At 44.2% G+C, this 18175-nt stretch carries 20 protein-coding genes and 1 other annotated feature; of the genes, 2 read left to right on the plus strand and 18 right to left on the minus strand.

Going from position 1 to position 18175, the window contains the following annotated elements; translation table 11 throughout:
• Positions 1 to 21 precede the first annotated feature (21 nt).
• A complete protein-coding gene (locus EJA10_RS07755) occupies positions 22 to 513 on the minus strand; it encodes a dUTP diphosphatase (RefSeq protein WP_125479450.1) in 492 nt (163 codons plus the stop codon).
• A gap of 582 nt (positions 514 to 1095) precedes the next feature.
• On the opposite strand from EJA10_RS07755, the gene EJA10_RS07760 reads away from it, so the two are divergent.
• Positions 1096 to 1500, plus strand: a complete 405-nt coding sequence (locus EJA10_RS07760; protein ID WP_425462082.1) for a sigma-w pathway protein ysdB — start codon at positions 1096 to 1098, stop codon at positions 1498 to 1500.
• 22 nt (positions 1501 to 1522) lie between these two features.
• On the opposite strand, the gene EJA10_RS07765 is transcribed toward EJA10_RS07760, so the two are convergent.
• The 5 genes from EJA10_RS07765 to infC are packed head-to-tail and all read right to left on the minus strand — an operon-like array spanning position 1523 to position 3648.
• Positions 1523 to 2104 carry a TVP38/TMEM64 family protein gene (locus tag EJA10_RS07765; RefSeq protein ID WP_125479451.1) on the minus strand — a complete coding sequence of 194 codons (582 nt, stop codon included), beginning with the start codon at positions 2102 to 2104 and terminating at the stop codon, positions 1523 to 1525.
• A gap of 59 nt (positions 2105 to 2163) precedes the next feature.
• Positions 2164 to 2493, minus strand: coding sequence for a DUF1294 domain-containing protein (locus EJA10_RS07770; protein WP_281274481.1), 330 nt, complete (start codon positions 2491 to 2493; stop codon positions 2164 to 2166).
• A 37-nt stretch (positions 2494 to 2530) separates the two neighbouring features.
• On the minus strand, positions 2531 to 2890 hold the full coding sequence (gene rplT, locus EJA10_RS07775; protein ID WP_102263819.1) for a 50S ribosomal protein L20: 360 nt from the start codon (positions 2888 to 2890) through the stop codon (positions 2531 to 2533).
• A 37-nt stretch (positions 2891 to 2927) separates the two neighbouring features.
• Positions 2928 to 3128, minus strand: coding sequence for a 50S ribosomal protein L35 (rpmI, locus tag EJA10_RS07780; protein WP_023627047.1), 201 nt, complete (start codon positions 3126 to 3128; stop codon positions 2928 to 2930).
• Between the two features lie 16 nt (positions 3129 to 3144).
• The gene (gene infC, locus EJA10_RS07785; protein ID WP_125479452.1) at positions 3145 to 3648 is read right to left on the minus strand and encodes a translation initiation factor IF-3; all 504 of its coding nucleotides are present in this window, start codon (positions 3646 to 3648) and stop codon (positions 3145 to 3147) included.
• Positions 3649 to 3777: 129 nt separating this feature from the next.
• Positions 3778 to 3904 (minus strand) — a sequence feature (ribosomal protein L20 leader region).
• Positions 3905 to 4113: 209 nt separating this feature from the next.
• On the opposite strand from infC, the gene EJA10_RS07790 reads away from it, so the two are divergent.
• Positions 4114 to 4317 (plus strand): hypothetical protein, encoded by a 204-nt coding sequence (locus EJA10_RS07790; protein ID WP_125479453.1) that lies wholly within the window; start codon positions 4114 to 4116, stop codon positions 4315 to 4317.
• Between the two features lie 91 nt (positions 4318 to 4408).
• Here EJA10_RS07790 and thrS read toward each other — a convergent pair whose 3' ends face one another.
• The 12 genes from thrS to polA all read right to left on the minus strand — a co-directional run bounded on the left by thrS (position 4409) and on the right by polA (position 18172).
• Positions 4409 to 6340, minus strand: coding sequence for a threonine--tRNA ligase (gene thrS / locus EJA10_RS07795; RefSeq protein ID WP_125479454.1), 1932 nt, complete (start codon positions 6338 to 6340; stop codon positions 4409 to 4411).
• 356 nt (positions 6341 to 6696) lie between these two features.
• Complete coding sequence (ytxC, locus tag EJA10_RS07800) at positions 6697 to 7572, minus strand: sporulation protein YtxC (RefSeq protein WP_125479455.1); 876 nt, start codon at positions 7570 to 7572, stop codon at positions 6697 to 6699.
• Positions 7573 to 7703: 131 nt separating this feature from the next.
• Positions 7704 to 8636 carry a primosomal protein DnaI gene (dnaI, locus tag EJA10_RS07805; RefSeq protein ID WP_125479456.1) on the minus strand — a complete coding sequence of 311 codons (933 nt, stop codon included), beginning with the start codon at positions 8634 to 8636 and terminating at the stop codon, positions 7704 to 7706.
• A gap of 5 nt (positions 8637 to 8641) precedes the next feature.
• Entirely contained in the window at positions 8642 to 10054 is a 1413-nt protein-coding gene (locus tag EJA10_RS07810) for a replication initiation and membrane attachment family protein (RefSeq protein ID WP_125479457.1), read from the minus strand.
• A 103-nt stretch (positions 10055 to 10157) separates the two neighbouring features.
• Positions 10158 to 10619 (minus strand): transcriptional regulator NrdR, encoded by a 462-nt coding sequence (gene nrdR / locus EJA10_RS07815; RefSeq protein ID WP_125479458.1) that lies wholly within the window; start codon positions 10617 to 10619, stop codon positions 10158 to 10160.
• Positions 10620 to 10747: 128 nt separating this feature from the next.
• Positions 10748 to 11152 carry a hypothetical protein gene (locus EJA10_RS07820; protein ID WP_125479459.1) on the minus strand — a complete coding sequence of 135 codons (405 nt, stop codon included), beginning with the start codon at positions 11150 to 11152 and terminating at the stop codon, positions 10748 to 10750.
• 105 nt (positions 11153 to 11257) lie between these two features.
• Positions 11258 to 11638, minus strand: a complete 381-nt coding sequence (gene speD, locus EJA10_RS07825) for an adenosylmethionine decarboxylase (RefSeq protein WP_125479460.1) — start codon at positions 11636 to 11638, stop codon at positions 11258 to 11260.
• A 310-nt stretch (positions 11639 to 11948) separates the two neighbouring features.
• Entirely contained in the window at positions 11949 to 12980 is a 1032-nt protein-coding gene (locus tag EJA10_RS07830; RefSeq protein ID WP_125479461.1) for a glyceraldehyde-3-phosphate dehydrogenase, read from the minus strand.
• Between the two features lie 327 nt (positions 12981 to 13307).
• Positions 13308 to 13904, minus strand: coding sequence for a dephospho-CoA kinase (coaE, locus tag EJA10_RS07835; protein WP_125479462.1), 597 nt, complete (start codon positions 13902 to 13904; stop codon positions 13308 to 13310).
• A gap of 24 nt (positions 13905 to 13928) precedes the next feature.
• Positions 13929 to 14561, minus strand: a complete 633-nt coding sequence (gene ytaF, locus EJA10_RS07840) for a sporulation membrane protein YtaF (RefSeq protein WP_125479463.1) — start codon at positions 14559 to 14561, stop codon at positions 13929 to 13931.
• A gap of 115 nt (positions 14562 to 14676) precedes the next feature.
• Positions 14677 to 15504 (minus strand): DNA-formamidopyrimidine glycosylase, encoded by an 828-nt coding sequence (gene mutM / locus EJA10_RS07845; RefSeq protein ID WP_125479464.1) that lies wholly within the window; start codon positions 15502 to 15504, stop codon positions 14677 to 14679.
• A 34-nt stretch (positions 15505 to 15538) separates the two neighbouring features.
• Entirely contained in the window at positions 15539 to 18172 is a 2634-nt protein-coding gene (polA, locus tag EJA10_RS07850; protein ID WP_125479465.1) for a DNA polymerase I, read from the minus strand.
• Positions 18173 to 18175: the final 3 nt, after the last annotated feature.

Genomic DNA, 18175 nt, shown 5'->3' on the forward strand with positions numbered 1-18175 from the left:
AATATTGTACAAAATATTCTGCTAATACCCTTTGCGCTGCCTATCATAATTTACTTCATTTTTCTTAATATATGCCTGCTCCATATCGTCTTCTGTCAATCCCAGCAGATTCGCAAGATCCATGTAGCTTTTAAAGAGGTGGACATAGTCGTCTTCGGCGCGGCTGCTCCTGAACTTTTGCACGTTTTCATACACTTTGAGGAACTGGCTGCTCGTATCTCCTTCCGATACTGCGCTGGAAGGAATCTCGTCCAGGTTCTCAAAGCCGCACTCAATCCCAAGGGACAGGATAAAATGAATTCCGTCAACAAACTCCTCAACAATCACATCTTTTTCAGAAGAAGGCTTCAAGCTCCAGAATTTGAAACACCGTGTCTCATTCGCCAGCTCACCGATTTCAACAAGCAGCGCCAGTACCTTCCGATCAAACAAATCTTCATTCTCAAGCCCGTGTTTTGATTCAATATGACCATCCAGTTCTTTTTGCATTTTAAAAAGGGTTTTTGTGTTCATAAGTTAATTAACTCCATTTGTAAAATATTTTTGTTTAGCATTCTGTGCTTAAGGGCGTTGGGATTCGGCATTAACTTTCTACTACCTGCAAATTATGTCCGAAAGTGAACGGACTTCGGACATTTTCACGTCCTCCTGCACTCATAATGTCCGAAGATGATATGACTTCGGACATTTTCACGTCCTTCAGCACTAAGAATGTCCGAAGATGACACGACTTTGGACATTTTTTACGTCCTCCCGCATTAAGAATGTCCGAAGATGACACGACTTCGGACATTTTCCCGTCCTTCAGCACTCAAAATGTCCGAAGATGCACGGACTTCGGACATTTTTCCGTCTTCCACCACTCATAATGTCCAAAGGTGACCCTACTTCGGACATTTTCACATCCTCCAGCACTAAGAATGTCCGAAGATAACCTGACTTCGGACATTTTCACGTCTTCCACCACTCATAATGTCCGAAGGTGACCCACGTATGATCCCTCCAACTAAAAAAAGTATAAATCAAATAGAAATTTGTTGAAACTATTTAGAATCTCATTCGTAAATAAGGAAAGTTCGCACTGGAGGGACGATCATGATCATCCTGCTGTTACGCATTCTCATCTTGCTTTTATTCATTTTTCTAATATACAGCGCCGTTAAGTATTTATTCCATCCGAAGAGAAAGCTGGAGCTGGCACATGAGCAAAAGCGCTTTTACTTCCTGGATGACCCGGAAAATGTCCGAAAAAACTTCTTGTTGACGTATAAGGGAGTTTTATTTGAAGGGGAAAAGTATCTGGGGACGACCCAGTCTGCTTTTGAAGTGGTCTCCATTTTTATTTGGCCCAAAAAGACTTCTGCATTAAAGGGGCTTGTCCTTGAGGATTTCCAGTTCATCGAGCGAAAAATCCGCGAGAATTATCCCGTGGCCAAAATTGATTGGAAGAGTCCAATCAAAGAATTCATGGCGAACAATAACTCCGATGAAGAAATATAAAATACAGAAAGCGCCCGATTTTTTAGAGTCGGGCGCTTTTCGTGTCAAAGAACTCCCGCCATTTGATAAAGGTTATTTTCTCCCTTAACAAATAAGCAAGCATAAGCAGCATCGTAATGAAAAGAATTCCTGTCAATGGCTCAAAATCACCAATGTGTTCTCCGAATATCGTGTAAAAGATGACGAATGGAATATTGGTTAAAAAGGAAGCTTTCATGAATCCTTTAAAGCTGTTTTTCCGTTCATACAGACAAAAGCTTAGCAATTGGTAATGAATGATCGGAACAAGCCTCAGCAGCGCGACCTGGCTAATCGTCAGGTCCCTGAAGCGGCCGACCAGACGCTTTTTCAGCTTGCTAAGCTTGTTCATCGTTTCAGGGATTTGTTTGATCAAACAGTAGAATAAAATACTCGCTCCCGTCAGTCCGATAAGGGAGTACAGGATTCCCGGAATGGCGCCAAACAGCAGCCCGCCAGCTATGCAGACAACTGCAGGGGGGATGAAAACAAATTGACGGAATACATGGAACAGGACGAACATCAACGGGGCGTACCAGCCTCCCGATTCGACGACAATGAGCAGCAATGACCACGCATCTTCCATTTTCATCACCTGCCTAGCGATTAATGATGCTATTAAAGCTTATAAAATCGCCCAGGCTGTTATGCCAAGATCTTAAAGAGATATACAAAAATACCGATCTCGATCACCGCAAGAAATGGCAGTCCATACTTGAACTGGCCATGCTTCGTTTTATGCCTGAAATGCCTCATTCCCGCAGCAGCACCCACGGCTCCCCCTAAAAAAGCGACATTCCATAATGTACTTTCACTTATTCTATAAAGATTCTTTTTTGCCCGTTTTTTATCCAAACCCATGATGAAAAAACCTGTCAGGTTCATGACCAGAATGACTCCAGCCAAAGTCCACATCTCCATTATCCCCACATCCATTTCAATATTTCCAATTGCTTCATTATACCTTAAAAACAAAAAACCATCCTCAGATGAGAATGGTTTAAATGCTTAATTACTTGTTGAATTGCTGCTTAGCTGTTTCAGCCAATTGAGCAAATGCTGCTGCATCACTTACTGCAAGTTCAGCAAGCATCTTGCGGTTTACTTCGATACCTGCAAGCTTAAGGCCGTGCATCATACGGCTGTAAGAAAGGCCGTTCATGCGAGCTGCTGCGTTGATACGAGCAATCCAAAGTTTGCGGAAGTCGCGCTTCTTCTGGCGACGGTCGCGGAATGCATACATTAGGGATTTCATAACCTGCTGGTTAGCAACTTTGTATAATGTATGTTTTGAACCGAAATAACCTTTTGCTAATTTAATGACTTTTTTACGACGCTTGCGCGTAACTGTACCGCCTTTTACACGTGGCATGTAATTTCCCTCCTATATAAATCGAGATCGCTCGATTTTACTTAATGTTGTCAAGCATGTGACGAATACGTTTGAAATCGCCCTTAGAAACAATTGCAGATTTGCGAAGCTTACGCTTAGCTTTTGTAGACTTGTTAGCAAATAAGTGGCTAGTGTAAGCGTGTGAACGCTTAAGCTTGCCAGTTCCAGTTTTCTTGAAACGCTTGGCAGTGCCGCGGTGAGTTTTCATTTTTGGCATAGGGACTTCCTCCTCGTTACTTGTCAGTTTTCGGTGCTAGTACCAAGAACATGCTTCGGCCATCCATCTTTGGATGTGATTCGATTGTCGCTACATCCTTGCAAGCTTCAGAGAAGCGATCAAGAACACGCTGACCGATTTCCTTGTGAGTGATAGCACGTCCTTTAAATCGGATTGATGCTTTAACTTTATCGCCTTTTTCCAGGAACTTGATGGCATTGCGAAGCTTCGTGTTGAAGTCATGCTCATCAATTGTCGGGCTAAGACGTACTTCTTTAGTTGTGATGATTTTTTGGTTCTTACGTGCTTCTTTCTCTTTCTTTTGCTGTTCGAACTTGAATTTTCCGTAGTCCATGATTCGGCCTACAGGAGGCTTCGCGTTCGGAGCAACAAGCACAAGATCAAGATTGACGCGCGCTGCGATCTCAAGAGCCTCAGCTTTGGATTTGATTCCTAATTGCTCGCCGTTTTGATCGATCAGACGAATTTCGCGAGCACGAATTCCCTCGTTTAGTAACATCGCATCTTTGCTAATAATTAGCCACCTCCAGGGTATTATCGAATACATTGTCAGGAGAAGAAGTACATTGCCAGGCCGAAGCCTCATCTTGCTCACACAATGACATACGATATGGTCCATTTTTATTTTGCAATAAAAAAAGTGCAGGCGACAACACCCACACTTACGAAAACAAAATAATAAGACGTTTACGTATTACCTGCCAACAGCTGAAATGCGTCAGCCAGGTGAGAAGCGGGTGCTTCTTCTTTCCTAAACTTGTATTCAGTTCACTTTTGCTAATATAACACAAAGAAATTGATGTGTCAAACGAATCACTTTCGTTAACTGCAACAAAAAGTATTGTATCAGATAGATATACAGGCTGCAATACTTTTTCTGTAAAAATTTATTTGTCCATCCTTGTCTGCTCATTTTCCTGCTATAATTCTTAATAGAAGAAAGCTTTAGAAAGCTGGTGTACATATGCTGATCGCAATCATCATTACCGGGGTGATTACCGGACTCCTCGCTGGCACTGCACTGAAGTTTTTCAGGACTGGCTATGGGTTTTCCAACGATATAGACAATGCGCCTGTCCACATGAAATCTTGCAGGTACTGCGGCCAGAGGATTCAGCGCAGCTATACGAAGAATTTATGCCCTTCCTGTTCCAGACCGCTTGAATAATCGCAAAAAAAATAAGAGGAGCTCCCTGGCTCCTCTTATTTTTTTGTCCAGCTCCAGCGTTTGCCGGGACCGATCGGCGCTTGCGCTTTTCTTATTTCTTCGCTTCTTTCCTGAATGACTCAAGGAATTCATCGAATGACACTGTTTCTGATTTCTGTTCCCCGTACTTACGGACGTTGACTCCTTTGTCAGCGACTTCGTTGTCACCGACCACGAGCATATAAGGAATTTTTTGCATTTGTGCTTCGCGGATCTTGTAGCCGATTTTTTCGTCACGGCCATCGATTTCAACGCGGAAGCCTTCTGCTTTAAGCTTTTCTTTGATTTCTCTTGCATAGTCATAGTGGACAGCAGGAGAAACCGGGATGATTTGTGCCTGGACTGGAGCCAGCCAAGTCGGGAACGCGCCTTTGTATTCTTCGATCAGGAAGGCAACAAAGCGTTCCATCGTCGATACAACACCGCGGTGGATAACAACCGGACGGTGGTGCTTTCCGTCTTCACCGATATAAGTCAGATCGAAACGCTCTGGAAGCAAGAAGTCAAGCTGAACAGTTGAAAGAGTCTCTTCTTTTCCAAGGGCAGTCTTGACCTGGACATCAAGCTTCGGTCCGTAGAATGCTGCTTCTCCTTCTGCTTCGAAATAGTCGAGTCCCATCTCATCCATCGCTTCTTTCAGCATGGCTTGAGCCTTTTCCCACATCTGGTCATCATCGAAATATTTCTCTTTGTCTTCTGGATCGCGGTAGGAAAGACGGAACGAGTAGTCATTCATGTCAAAATCCTTGTAGACTTCGAGTACAAGCTCTACAACACGTTTGAATTCATCCTTGATTTGGTCTGGACGAACAAATAGGTGAGCATCATTCAAAGTCATGCCGCGGACACGCTGCAAACCAGCTAATGCGCCGGACATTTCATAACGGTGCATAGTTCCAAGCTCAGCAATCCTGATTGGAAGCTCCCTGTAGCTGTGGATGCTGTTTTTATAAATCATCATATGGTGCGGGCAGTTCATCGGTCTTAAGACTAGCTGCTCATTTTCCATTTCCATGACCGGGAACATATTTTCCTGATAGTGATCCCAGTGTCCGGAAGTTTTATAAAGTTCAACACTTCCCATTACTGGAGTGTAAACATGGTCATAGCCAAGGCTGACTTCTTTATCGACGATGTAGCGTTCGATGATGCGCCGGATTGTCGCACCTTTCGGAAGCCAGAGCGGAAGACCCTGTCCGACCTTCTGTGAGTTTGTGAATAGGTTGAGTTCTTTACCAAGCTTACGGTGGTCGCGCTCCTTGGCTTCTTCTAGCAGCCTCAAGTGCTCCTTCAAATCTTCCTTTTTGAAGAAGGCAGTACCGTAAATACGCTGAAGCATCTTGTTGTCGCTGTCACCGCGCCAGTATGCCCCGGCGATGCTCAGCAATTTGAATTCCTTCAGCTTGCCAGTTGAAGGCACGTGTACTCCACGGCAAAGGTCGACGAAGTCTCCCTGTTCATACAAAGTGACCTTCTCATCCGCCGGAATCGCTTCAATCAACTCAAGCTTATACGGATCACCCTGGTCTTTGAAAAAGCTTACTGCCTCTTCACGGCTGACCTCTTTGCGGACAATCTCGATGTTCTCATTGATGATTTTGTTCATTTCTTTCTCGATTGCTGGCAAATCCTCCGGAGTTAATGAATGTTCCATATCGATATCATAGTAGAAGCCGCTCTCAATGACCGGTCCTACTCCAAGGTTCACATCTTTATAAAGGCGCTTGATTGCCTGTGCCATAAGATGCGCACTGCTGTGGCGCAGGATTTCCAGCGCTTCAGGATGATCAGGAGTGACGATTTCGATTGACGCATCCTCCTCGATCGGTCTGCGGAGATCATACGGGTTTCCATTCACCATACCGGCAATGGCTTTCTTCTTAAGGCCCGGGCTGATTGAGCTGGCAATGTCTTCAGTTGTTGTGCCTGCAGGAAACTCCTTTACTGCTCCATCTGGAAACGAAATTTTTAACATGTCTGCCATTGGCTTTTCCTCCTTTTAAAATATAGCGCTTGGAATAGCGCAAAAATAAAAAAACTCGCCCCTGAAACAGGGACGAGTTTGATCACACGTGGTTCCACCCAATTCCCATTCTCGCGAAAAAACGCAGGAATGGCTCTGGCTGCGATAACGGCTTCTGCCGCCAGCCAATACTTGCCCTAAAGGCGTTCACAGCTGGAGTTCAGAGGTGGTAAGCTTATCTTTAGTGTTAGGAAGTTTTCAGCCGTGACTTCCCTCTCTGGAAACCTTTCAAGAATGCCCATGTCCTCATCATTACATTTAGTATTGATTAAGTATGTACGTAATTATAGTTTGTAATGTTTTGAAAATCAAGTGGGCTATCGTACATTTTCACTGTCTTCGTTAAAAAAGTTCAGTTTCTCCTCCTGAAAAACTGAAATCGGCGCAATTTTCACTCGTTCTTCAAATAGATTTATGATTGTACGCACAAGCGGCTGCTGCGGCTCTTCGGTGTAAAGGTAAATGGTTTTGGGTGCAATTGACAATAGCGGTGCAATCGTCCCCGAATCCACATAGACTGGATGGTTGACAAGGAGCTTGCGGTCAATGATCTTGAACAGGTCGCTTCGTTTCATTTCGGCAAAATGTTGATTATAAAAAACCATATTTTCGTCAATCACCAAATATAAATGGGTCATTTGCGGTTTTCTGTCATCAAGGAATTTCCTGAGGGTATGGAGGAAGACCTGATATTCCTGCTCCATCTTGTACTCATCAATCGCAATTTCAACCCACTTTGACAGCTGCTCGATATACCCCTTCATTCGGAACATGACAAAAGAGTCGAAAGAGAAGGAAACTTTTTCGTTAAAGATTTCATTGATGGCAATTTCGACAATTCCGTTTTCCTCTACACCCTCCATGAAAGCAAGCAATTCTTTGCGGTTACCCTCAATAACAGAATAAATAATATCAATGATCTGGTCCTGTTCTTCCATATCGCTATAGAGATACGATTCTGCCAGAACGGATCGTAACCAGTCATCACGTTTCGCTTTTAAAATAAAATCAAGAAAAGTCCTTTTCAGTTCAATTAGCACATCATCATGAAAATATTGCTCTGGAATGTGCACTCTATTTCGATCTTCATTGAGAAGAATTGGATTCGTATCCTGCCATGAAGCAAGCCTGGTGATCAAATGCTTATACAAATTCCAGGCATCCTGCTTTTTTTGGAAGATGATTTCAATCAACCATATCCCCCCTTTTTAAATAATCCCTGATTATATATATGGGGAACTTGGCCAATTTAGAAGTAGCCAGGTGGCCTAAGGATGGATATCTTCAAAAAAATATGCCGCAGTCAACCAGACTGCGGCATAGCTTATATTCTGCGATTTTTACCTTCGACTTTTACCGGTTCTGCAAGATATCTGATTCGTTCCATGATTCTTGCCGCCTTTAATTGTTCTTCCTCACCGCGCTGGCTGTGCGTTAAATGATGCTCAAGCCCTTTCAGGTCGAAGTTGGAAGTAAAGAAGGTCGGAAGGTTTTCGAGCATCCGGAACTGGAGGATTGTCCCTAAGATTTCGTCCCTAGCCCAGCTGCTCATGGTTTCTGCTCCGATATCGTCAAGCATAAGAACATTCGCCTTTTTGATGGCTTCAAGCTTGTCGTTTACGGTATGGTCTCCAATCGCGTTTTTCATTTCACGGAAAAATTCTGGTACGTAGACGATCAGAGAGCTGACCTGCTTTTGAGCCAGTTCATTCGCGATCGCGCCAAGCAAGTACGACTTGCCGGTTCCAAACGGACCATGCAGGAACAATCCCTTTTGCTTTTGCCCAGGTTGATAGTTCTCGACGAAATCCTTCGCCATTTTGATGGCCTTGAACCGGCCTGCATCATCGAGCTCGATATCCCCAAATGACGCCTTCAGGATTTCCTTCGGCACAAAAATACTGTTGATCAGACGGGTATGTTTCTGTTGCTCATCATGCATGACCTTCTTTTTGCAACGATCATATTTAATATCAATAAAATTCCCTTTGATGAAAAGCTCCGGTTCATAACCCTTAATCATATTCTTGCATGAACCGAGACTTGGACAATCCTCACAGCCTTTGCTCTGGTTCGTGAACTCATACAGCTTTGTCATACTGCGGTCGAGCATTTCACGGGTGATATAATCGGCATTCTCATCAAGGAACGCTTTGATATGCTCATCCTGCATGACCTGCCGCTTAATCGCCTCATACCGCTGCTGGAAATTCTGGTTGTTCGCAAGCTTTTTCAACGTATCATTTATGTTTTGCAACTGATTCACCTCCCGGATTTGAACTTCTTAAGTTCTTCTTCCAGCTTTTTCTTCTCTATTTCAAAATCAGGATCGACTTGTGGTTGATTTTCCTGTTTGTCCGTATCGCCGTCACGTTTTTTCTCAAACCACTCCGGAAGGACCTCCTTGCGGACAGGCTTTCGTTTCCCCTGTGTAGCAGGCGTCTTTTTCCCTTCGGCCCATTCCAGATACTGACGATGCTCATTTTTCGCCAGCTGCATCGCATCCTTGACAGTTGAGATTTTTTTCCGCGACCAGTGGCTCGCAATTTTCTCAATATATCCTTTTGTCAGCTTCATATCCGTCTTGAGCATAACATATTGAACTAAAACATTCACGACCCCAGGCAGCAGTTTCTGCTTGAACATGACCTCTTCGATCATTTGCAGGTCTGCCTTTGATGGCTCTGCTCCGCCTGATAAATCGATCAGAAGCTGGCGCGGGGATGTTTTTTCGAAATAAAGGATCAATTCCTCTTCCTGTGTCTTCGGTTTCTCGATGTTCGCTTTATGCCGGGCAGGCTGGACCCTGTCCAATAGCGCGGGCAGCTGGTCCTGGTATTCAAACTGGTACCAGTCACGGGCAGCCTTGCGCAATTCATCAATGTCGATTTCATTTTCAGCATTTACCGCACTCAGGACTATGTTTTTCATCTTCAAGGCATCAATCCCATAAAGGAAAGCGAGATTGCTGATTGCTTCTTTGACCTTGGTGGAGAATGCTTTTTTTGGAATGAGCGATTCCTGGAGTCCGCCCAGAAGCAATTCGAAATTGAATTCCCCTGGATCAATCTGTATTTTGGATGCATCCGGCCTGCCGATGAAGGCCTTCCCTTCCTCTGCCTGCATATCAGTGGCTGTTTCCTGGTTTTGCCTAAGAGCTTCAGGCGAAACGGACAGGAAAACATCCTGAAAGGCCTTTGTGATTTCGGAAAACCCTGGTTCCGCCTGAACACTTTTATCGCTGAAAAATCGTTTCAGCCGTGAAAATTGATTTTTCCCCACCTTGCGATAGAGGTAGACATTCAGCATGCCATCAAGAAAAAATTGCTCCGGGGTCAGTGGCGGCTGGAGTTCATAAATGAAGGATCGGCCCTCATCACTATTTTTCACAAATGTTTTGAGCAAGCCCATCCCTTCAAGCTTCTGCCTTGCATGGAAAATATCCTTCAGGTTCATATCCATAATGCTCATCAGATTATGGTGTGTGACAGGCTCTGACCAGAGGCGGTTCTCCTCAAGCTCAGCCCATAAAGTCATATAAAGGCTTAAACAGGCTGGCCCAATCAAGGGCTGATATAAGAAAGTGAGCACCTTGCGATCATATTCGTGCAACAGACCACCCGATGCTACAATGTATTGGTCTACAGGCAACGTCTCCTGCCAGTGCTGAGCCATCTTTTCCCCTCCATTTCAAATAGCCGGACTTGTTCTCATCGCTAAAAAAGCTGAAGTTCCCTTCAGCTTCAGGTGGTGTACGGAGCTTGCAGCACTCCCTAGATCAGGATTGTTCTTTCTTTAACAACTCTTTCAGTTCATCGATAAATACATTGATATCCTTGAATTGGCGGTATACAGAAGCAAACCGGACATATGCAACCTCATCGACAGTCGCCAGCCTGTCCATCACCATCTCACCGACGGCTTCACTTTTTACCTCAGAGACACCATGGCTGCGAAGTTCCTTCTCAACATCAGAAGCCAGGTCTTCAAGCTCCTTCAATGCAACTGGACGCTTTTCACATGCTTTAATCAAACCGCGAAGGAGCTTTTCCCGATTGAACTCCTCACGTGTACCTTCTTTTTTCACGACGATCAAGGGGATTTCTTCAACCTTTTCAAATGTGGTGAAGCGAAACCCGCACGCTTCACATTCACGTCTCCGTCGAATGGATCGGCTATCGTCAACCGGCCTTGAATCAAGGACCCGGGTAGAATTGTTTTGGCAAGTTGGACATTTCATCTCGATCAGCTCCGAATATTTTGAAATATAGAATGAGCGAAGGACCATTCGCCTGTTCCACTTGTACGTCCATACGTATTATCCTTAAGTATTATCTTATAAAAAAGATGGGGTCTGGACAAGAGAAACTATTGATTCCCATATTTTCCTGAGCCAATAAAAGTGTGGGAGCGATTCAGTTTTTCATAGATTTTGACCAGTTCCTGTTTTAATGCAGGATTGATGCCTGCCAGCGAAAATTTTTCCGTAGAAATATGTAGATCGACAGCTGTTTCATATGACTTGGTCGTAATAACCGTCGCTGTAAGGAAAGCTGGTACACGGCCGCTCAGCTCCGCGGAAATTTCTCCGTGATCCTTGGAAACACTGGTTATCCTGAATGAAGGATCGGCCTTCAGCAGGTCCTCGACTGTCTGGAACATCTGATTGAAGTTTGCTTTGTAGTAGCGGGTCCTCAACTGCTCGTCCTGGCTGTTTTCACTCGTCCCGCTGTATTTTTGGAATCGTCCTGTTATGGATTTTAATAAAGACATCAAAAATCCTCCTGCATGAAAGTTCTAATTATAGTTTACCGTATTTTAAGACAAAATAAAAAGAGGTGTATCGCTACACCCCTTGTAATTTTTTCATATTTTCAATTATAGAGCTTTAGCTTGCGCTTGCTTTACATGCACAGGGCCCATGCCGCGTGGAATTTCGATGTTCTCACGTGTTTGAGCGCCAAGAGCTTCGGCAATATAGTCAGCTGCAATGTTAGGATCCAGATCACCGCAAGTATAAACATCAATGCTGGCATATCCGTGTTCTGGGAAGCTGTGAATAGTTAAATGAGACTCGGAAATAATGACCACTCCGCTCACACCTTGTGGCGCGAATTTGTGGAAAGCCACTTCGCGGATTTCAGCACCAGATTTCAAAGCAGCTGAAACGAAAGTTTGTTCAATAAAATCCATATCATTCAATTTTTCAAAATCGCAACCCCAAAGTTCAGAAATTACATGACGACCCATTGTTTCCATATTCAATTTCCCCCTCTTACAATATTAGAATGAAATCCTTAGCTTCAATGGTATCTTAACTACCACGGGGGAAAGTTAGTCCAGAGAGGTCCTAACCCTTTAAGTAGCCAATTGGTACCGTTATTAAGAAGTTCACGATGACTAGTATACTTTGTTTATATTTTTTTTGCAACACATGAAAACAAAATTTTTCAAATGAATTTCAGACTGCTATTTGCACAGTTTTCTAGATAGCTATTCTGCAGGTATGTAGTGGTTTTTTTTCACTGTAAAAAGCCTGCCGGGATCGGCAGGCTTTGAAAAAATATCATCATCCAATTTTCACGGTTGCTGAATTGGACATTGCGTGAGCGACATGCTTTGTCAGGTCAACGACTCTTGAGGAGTAGCCCCACTCATTGTCGTACCATGCAAGAACCTTCACCTTGTTCGCACCGATGACCATTGTGGAAAGTCCATCAATAATCGCTGAATGTTCATTTGTATTGAAATCGATTGAAACAAGTGGATCTGCTGTGATGTCCAGGACGCCCTTCAGCTTGCCTTTTGCAGCCGAGTAGAATGCATCATTGATTTCATCCACTGTTACTTCACGCTTCAGGTCAACGACAAGGTCAACCAGGGAAACGTTTGGAGTCGGCACACGCAGCGCCATGCCGTGCAGCTTTCCTTTCAGCTGTGGAAGCACGAGCGACAATGCTTTCGCAGCTCCAGTAGAAGTAGGAATGATCGATTGTCCGCAAGAACGTGCCCTGCGCAAATCCTTGTGCGGGTTGTCAATATTATTCTGGTCGTTTGTATAAGCATGGACTGTTGTCATCAGGCCATTTTCAATTCCAAAAGTATCGTCCAGCACTTTCGCGACTGGAGCAAGGCAGTTTGTCGTGCAGGATGCATTGGAAATGACATCATGTTCATCAATTTTTAATGCGCTTTCATTTACGCCCATTACAATCGTTACATCTTCATTTGTGCCAGGTGCAGTCAAAATGACCTTCTTTGCTCCAGCATCAAGATGCAAAGCCGCTTTATCCCGTGAGTTGAATTTGCCTGTAGCTTCTATGACAATATCAATCTCCATTTCCTTCCATGGAAGCTCAGCAGGATTTCGATTGCTTAATAGTTTGACTCTCTTTCCGTTGACTACGAGGTGATCATCGGCAGGAATAACTTCGCCTGCGAATTGACCATGAGTTGAATCATATTTAATTAAATGCGCCAGAGTTTCCGCTGGATAGCTCGCATTAATCGCTACAATCTCCAGATTTTCTTCCAGGATGGCTTTTCGGAAAACCATTCTGCCAATTCTCCCAAAACCGTTAATCGCTATTCTCGCCTTCATTGTACGGCCCCTTCCGAATTAGTGTTATACTTAATAACCCTTTGTTATGGTATTAGTATAACATATTAAATTTTATTTGTGATAAATAAATGCACACATTTAAAATATAAAATAATTCTGATAATAATATCGAAAGAAGCCTATAATTCAAAGTGGAATTTGAAACAAGGATTAAAAAAAGATAAACTGGGATTATTTGTGCAGAAACCGGGATTATAACCAGAGAAACTGGGATTAAGGTTAAAGAGAACCAAAATAATTCACGTGGGACCACGAAAGTATCAAGGAGTCATTTAAGGACAGTAAAAAAGAGCCATACTCGGCTCTTTAAATTCCCCACTCACTCAAAATATCCACCAGCTGCTGCCTGGATTGCTCGATTGTTCCATTATTATCAATGACCGCATCGGCCAGCTCGACTTTATCCTTCAGCGGCATCTGTGATTTGATTCTGGACAGTGCCTCTTCCTCAGAGAAACCATTGCGTTCCATCAGCCTTACGAGCTGTGTTTTTTCATCTACATACACCAAGATAATTTTCTCAACGAGTGCCGTCAATTTGCTTTCGAAAAGGAGCGGAATGTCGAGTACGACTGCCTTTTCGTTAGCTGCTTCTGCCGCTTCCCTCTTTTGGGCCATCCGCTCACGAACCGCAGGATGGACAATGGAATTTAACAGGAGCCTTTTTTTCTCATTGTTAAAAATGATGGAACCAAGTTTTGGGCGATTGATCGTTCCATCTTCATCTAAAATTCCCGTGCCAAATTGGCTGACAATATCATTGTAAGCTTTTTCTCCTGGTTCGACAGCAAGCCTTGCTTCGATATCCGCGTCAATAACCGTAATGTCCATTTCAGTGAACATTTTTGACACCGTGCTTTTCCCGCTTGCTATGCCTCCTGTTAATCCAATCACTAATGACATCGTTTTATTCCTTTCAAAGGGCTGCTACATCTTAAGCAGCCCAATTATAATCAATAAGATCCCTGGTACGAATGAAAACTTTTGCATCCAGCCGCTTTCAGAATAATAACTGCCCATCCTCATTCCGGCATAAACAAACAATGAACTCATGCAGGCGGCTGTCAATGCCAAATAGCCGGGCGAAAAATCCAGCAATGCTGCGCCGATTCCTGCTCCAAAGGCATCGAGCGAAAGGGCCAGCCCAAGCATGACGGCTTCAATCCCATTAATGGTACCTGAACGGTCAAAGTCTGCAGTCATCGGTTTTTTCAAAATGTTGATGACAATGCCAAGAGATTTTATCTCGAAGTTGAGGATGATTTTTTCATGGCAGAGTAACTCTGCTTTATCTTCGCGGAAGAATTGATACAGAACCCAGCCGCCCAGAACAATTAAGACTGTGCCGCCAAGCTTCTCTGCCAGCTGTGGTGAAAAAAAGCTCTCCAGAAAATGCCCGATCATCATGGCTGCCATCAGAACTACAGCGGAACAAATTGCGATCACAACTATTGATTTAATCGGGATTTTCATTTTCCGCAATCCATACGTTAACCCTACACTGAAACTGTCCAGACTGACAGCGAATGCCAGTAAAAACAGGGAGATTGTTTGTGCCATAATCGGAGCTCCTTCCTGTCAATCGCTACGTTAGTATATGGAAGGAGCCTAGATATGGTGAGGACTTCAACAAGCCATTACCTTGGGCTTTTTTAGTTTGCTGATTATATTATGCTTAAAGATTCTGGCAGGATGGGCAATAGTGTGTCCCTCGTCCGCCCACAACGGTTTTCTCCAAAAGTGTGCCGCAAACCTTGCAAGGTTCATTCTTGCAGCCGTACACATAAAGCTGAAGCTGGAACATCCCAATCTGTCCCTGGGAGTTTACATAAGAGCGGATGGTACTTCCGCCTTTCTCCACTGCTTCGGATAATGTACTGACTATCTCTTTGTACAGCACTGCCTCTTCTTCCGGAGACAAAGAGTTAGCGATCCTTTCCGGGTGGATTTTCGCCCGGAAAAGTGCTTCATCAACATAGATATTGCCAAGACCGACAAGAATCTTCTGGTCCAGCAGGGCAGGCTTTATTTTTCGATTGGTCTTCTTAAGCTTATCTGAAAGCCATTCTACTGAAAAATCCTCCGAAAAAGGCTCTGGACCTAAATCAGCAAGCGGCTGGGTGTCGAATTCGGTACCTTTTCCATAAAGATGCATCGTACCGAATTTCCTTACATCCTTGTATCGCAATTCTTTTCCATCGGTAAAATGAAAAATAACATGCGTATGCTTTTCTACAGGTTCATCTGCATCGAACAGCCCGTATTTCCCCTCCATCCTTAGATGGGAAACAAGCGAATAATCTTCTGTGTAAAAAATCAGGAATTTACCTCTCCTGCCAATTTCTTTGATTGTCTGGCCGCGAAGCGCGTCATTGAATTGTTCAACCTCATTCGGCCGTTTGATCATCTTGGGCCAAAAAACCGAAACATGGTCAATTTCTTTTCCAACAGCAAGCACCTCAAGCGTCCGCCTGACGGTTTCTACCTCTGGAAGCTCCGGCATGCGATCCCGCCTTTCTATGTCATTCTTCTAATGTTTACTTTGCGTCATACCAGGTCGGGCCGTAAGAGAAGTCCACTTTTAACGGAACCTTCAATTCAATGGCATTTTCCATTACTTCTGGCACGATTTTTTTCAGCTGCTCAATTTCATCCTTCGGTGCCTCAAAAATCAATTCATCGTGTACCTGAAGGAGCAATCTTGTTTTCAACCCTTCTTCGCGCAGCCTTTCTGCCATATCAATCATCGCTTTCTTGATGATATCAGCAGCACTTCCCTGGATTGGCGTATTCATCGCAGTCCTTTCCGCAAAACTTCTCAGGTTAAAGTTACGGGCAGTGATTTCCGGAATGTATCTGCGGCGATGCAACAGTGTCTGTACATATCCTTTTGCTTTGGCATCCTTGACGATTTCATCCATATATTCTTTTACGCCTGGATAGCTTTCCAGATAACGTTCAATGAATTCGCCGGCTTCCTTCCTCGTGATATTCAGGCTCTGCGACAAGCCATAATCACTGATTCCATATACAATCCCGAAGTTTACCGCTTTCGCATGTCGGCGCATATTGGACGTGACCTCATCTTTTCCGACATTGAACACTTCCATCGCTGTCTTTGTATGGATGTCCATATCATTCTGGAAGGCATCGATCAGCTTATCATCCCCGGCAATATGGGCAAGGACACGCAGTTCAATCTGTGAATAGTCCGCGGCAAAAATAACCCAGCCTTCTTCTGAAGGAACGAATGCCTGTCGGATCTTCCGCCCTTCTTCCAGCCTGATTGGGATGTTCTGCAGGTTAGGGTCGGTAGAACTTAACCTTCCTGTTGCTGTCAAAGCCTGATTGAATCTTGTATGGACTTTTCGTGTTTCCTTGTTCACGACTTTTTGCAAGCCCTCGATATACGTAGACTGAAGCTTTCCAAGCTGACGGTAATTCATGATTTCTTCAATGATTTTATGTTTAGGTGCCAATTTTTCAAGGACGTCCACCGAAGTGGAATAACCGGTTTTCGTCTTCTTCGCAGCAGGAAGACCCAGTTTTTCGAATAGAATGACTCCTAGTTGTTTCGGAGAATTGATGTTGAACTGTTCGCCAGCCATTTCGAAAATCTTCGTTTCGATTTCAGCAAGGCGACCTTTGATTTCTTCACTCATATTTTCAAGGCGGTCCATATCGAGCTTGACACCCTGATACTCCATATCGGCGAGCACGAGCGACAATGGCATTTCCAGACTGCTGAACAGATCATGCTGGTCATTGTCCCATAGCTCCTGCTCCAGCTTTTCTTTTAATGACACAAGCACAGCTGCCTTGCGGACAAGATGCTCCCCAAGTATTCCTTCATCAGGAATTTTCCTTTTCGCACCTTTCCCGTAGACCGCCTCGTCTCCCTGCACGCTAATGAAGCCGTGCTGTCTGGCAATTGCAGCGAGATCTTCCGGTGACTCTGAAGGATTGATGATATAGGATGCAAGAGACACATCAAAGTCAGCACCTTTCAGGTGGATGCCGTGGTGGCGCAATGAAACCTCGGACCGCTTGGCATCATAGACTGTCTTTTTACTCGTCTCATCCTCAGCCCATTTCTTGAATTCTTCCGATTCCAAAGCAAGTTTTACAGGCAGGTAGTAGCTGCCTTTTTCATTGACCACTGCAAAACCGACTATATCTGCATAGTGGTAATTATCTTCAAGAACCTCAACGTAAAAGCCATTTTCTTTTGCAAAGATGTCCCCGCTGATGGATTCAAGTTTTTCAAACTCGATAACCTCCAAATCTGCAGGACCTTCTGCTTCAACATCTGCACCAAGCTTGTCCAGCAACGAATTAAAGCCAAGTTCCTTAAAGATCTTGACTAACGCTTCATTCTCCGCACCCTCATACTCCAGTTCCTCAAGGGTCACTCCGACCGGTGCCTCGCGTGTGATGGTCGCCAGTTCTTTGCTCATGACAGCCTGGTCTTTGAATTCAGCAAGCTTCTCTTGCAGCTTCTTACCGCTCACTTGATCGATCGACTGGATAAGATTTTCAAGAGTGCCGTATTCCTTCAGCAGCTTGATTGCCGTTTTTTCCCCAACGCCCGGAACCCCGGGAATATTGTCGGAAGCATCGCCCATGAGACCTTTCATATCAATGATCTGCTCAGCCGTAAGCCCGTACTTTTCCTTGATATGCTCTGGTGTATACTCTTCAATATCGGTAATGCCCTTCCTGGTGATGCTGACGGTTGTTCGGTCCGAACTCAACTGCGTCAAGTCCTTATCACCCGAAATGACCTTTGTCTCAAACCCATCCATTTCCGCGTGCAGGCTCAATGTCCCGATGATATCATCAGCCTCGTAATTCTCAAGCTCATATTGCGGAATACCGTAAGCTTTCAACAATTCACGAATGAATGGGAACTGCTCCGAAAGCTCAGGCGGAGTCTTTTGCCTTCCGCCCTTGTACTCACTGAAAGTCTTATGCCTGAATGTCGTTTTTCCCGCATCGAACGCAACAAGGATATGGGAAGGCTTCTCATCCTCGAGTATTTTCATTAACATCATCGTAAAACCATAAACCGCATTCGTATGTATCCCTTTTTCATTATTCAGCAGCGGCAGGGCAAAAAAAGCACGGTATGCGATACTGTTGCCATCTATCAAAACAAGCTTCTTTGACATGTC

Source organism: Mesobacillus subterraneus (assembly GCF_003937825.1).
Taxonomy (GTDB): Bacteria; Bacillota; Bacilli; order Bacillales; family Cytobacillaceae; genus Mesobacillus; species Mesobacillus subterraneus.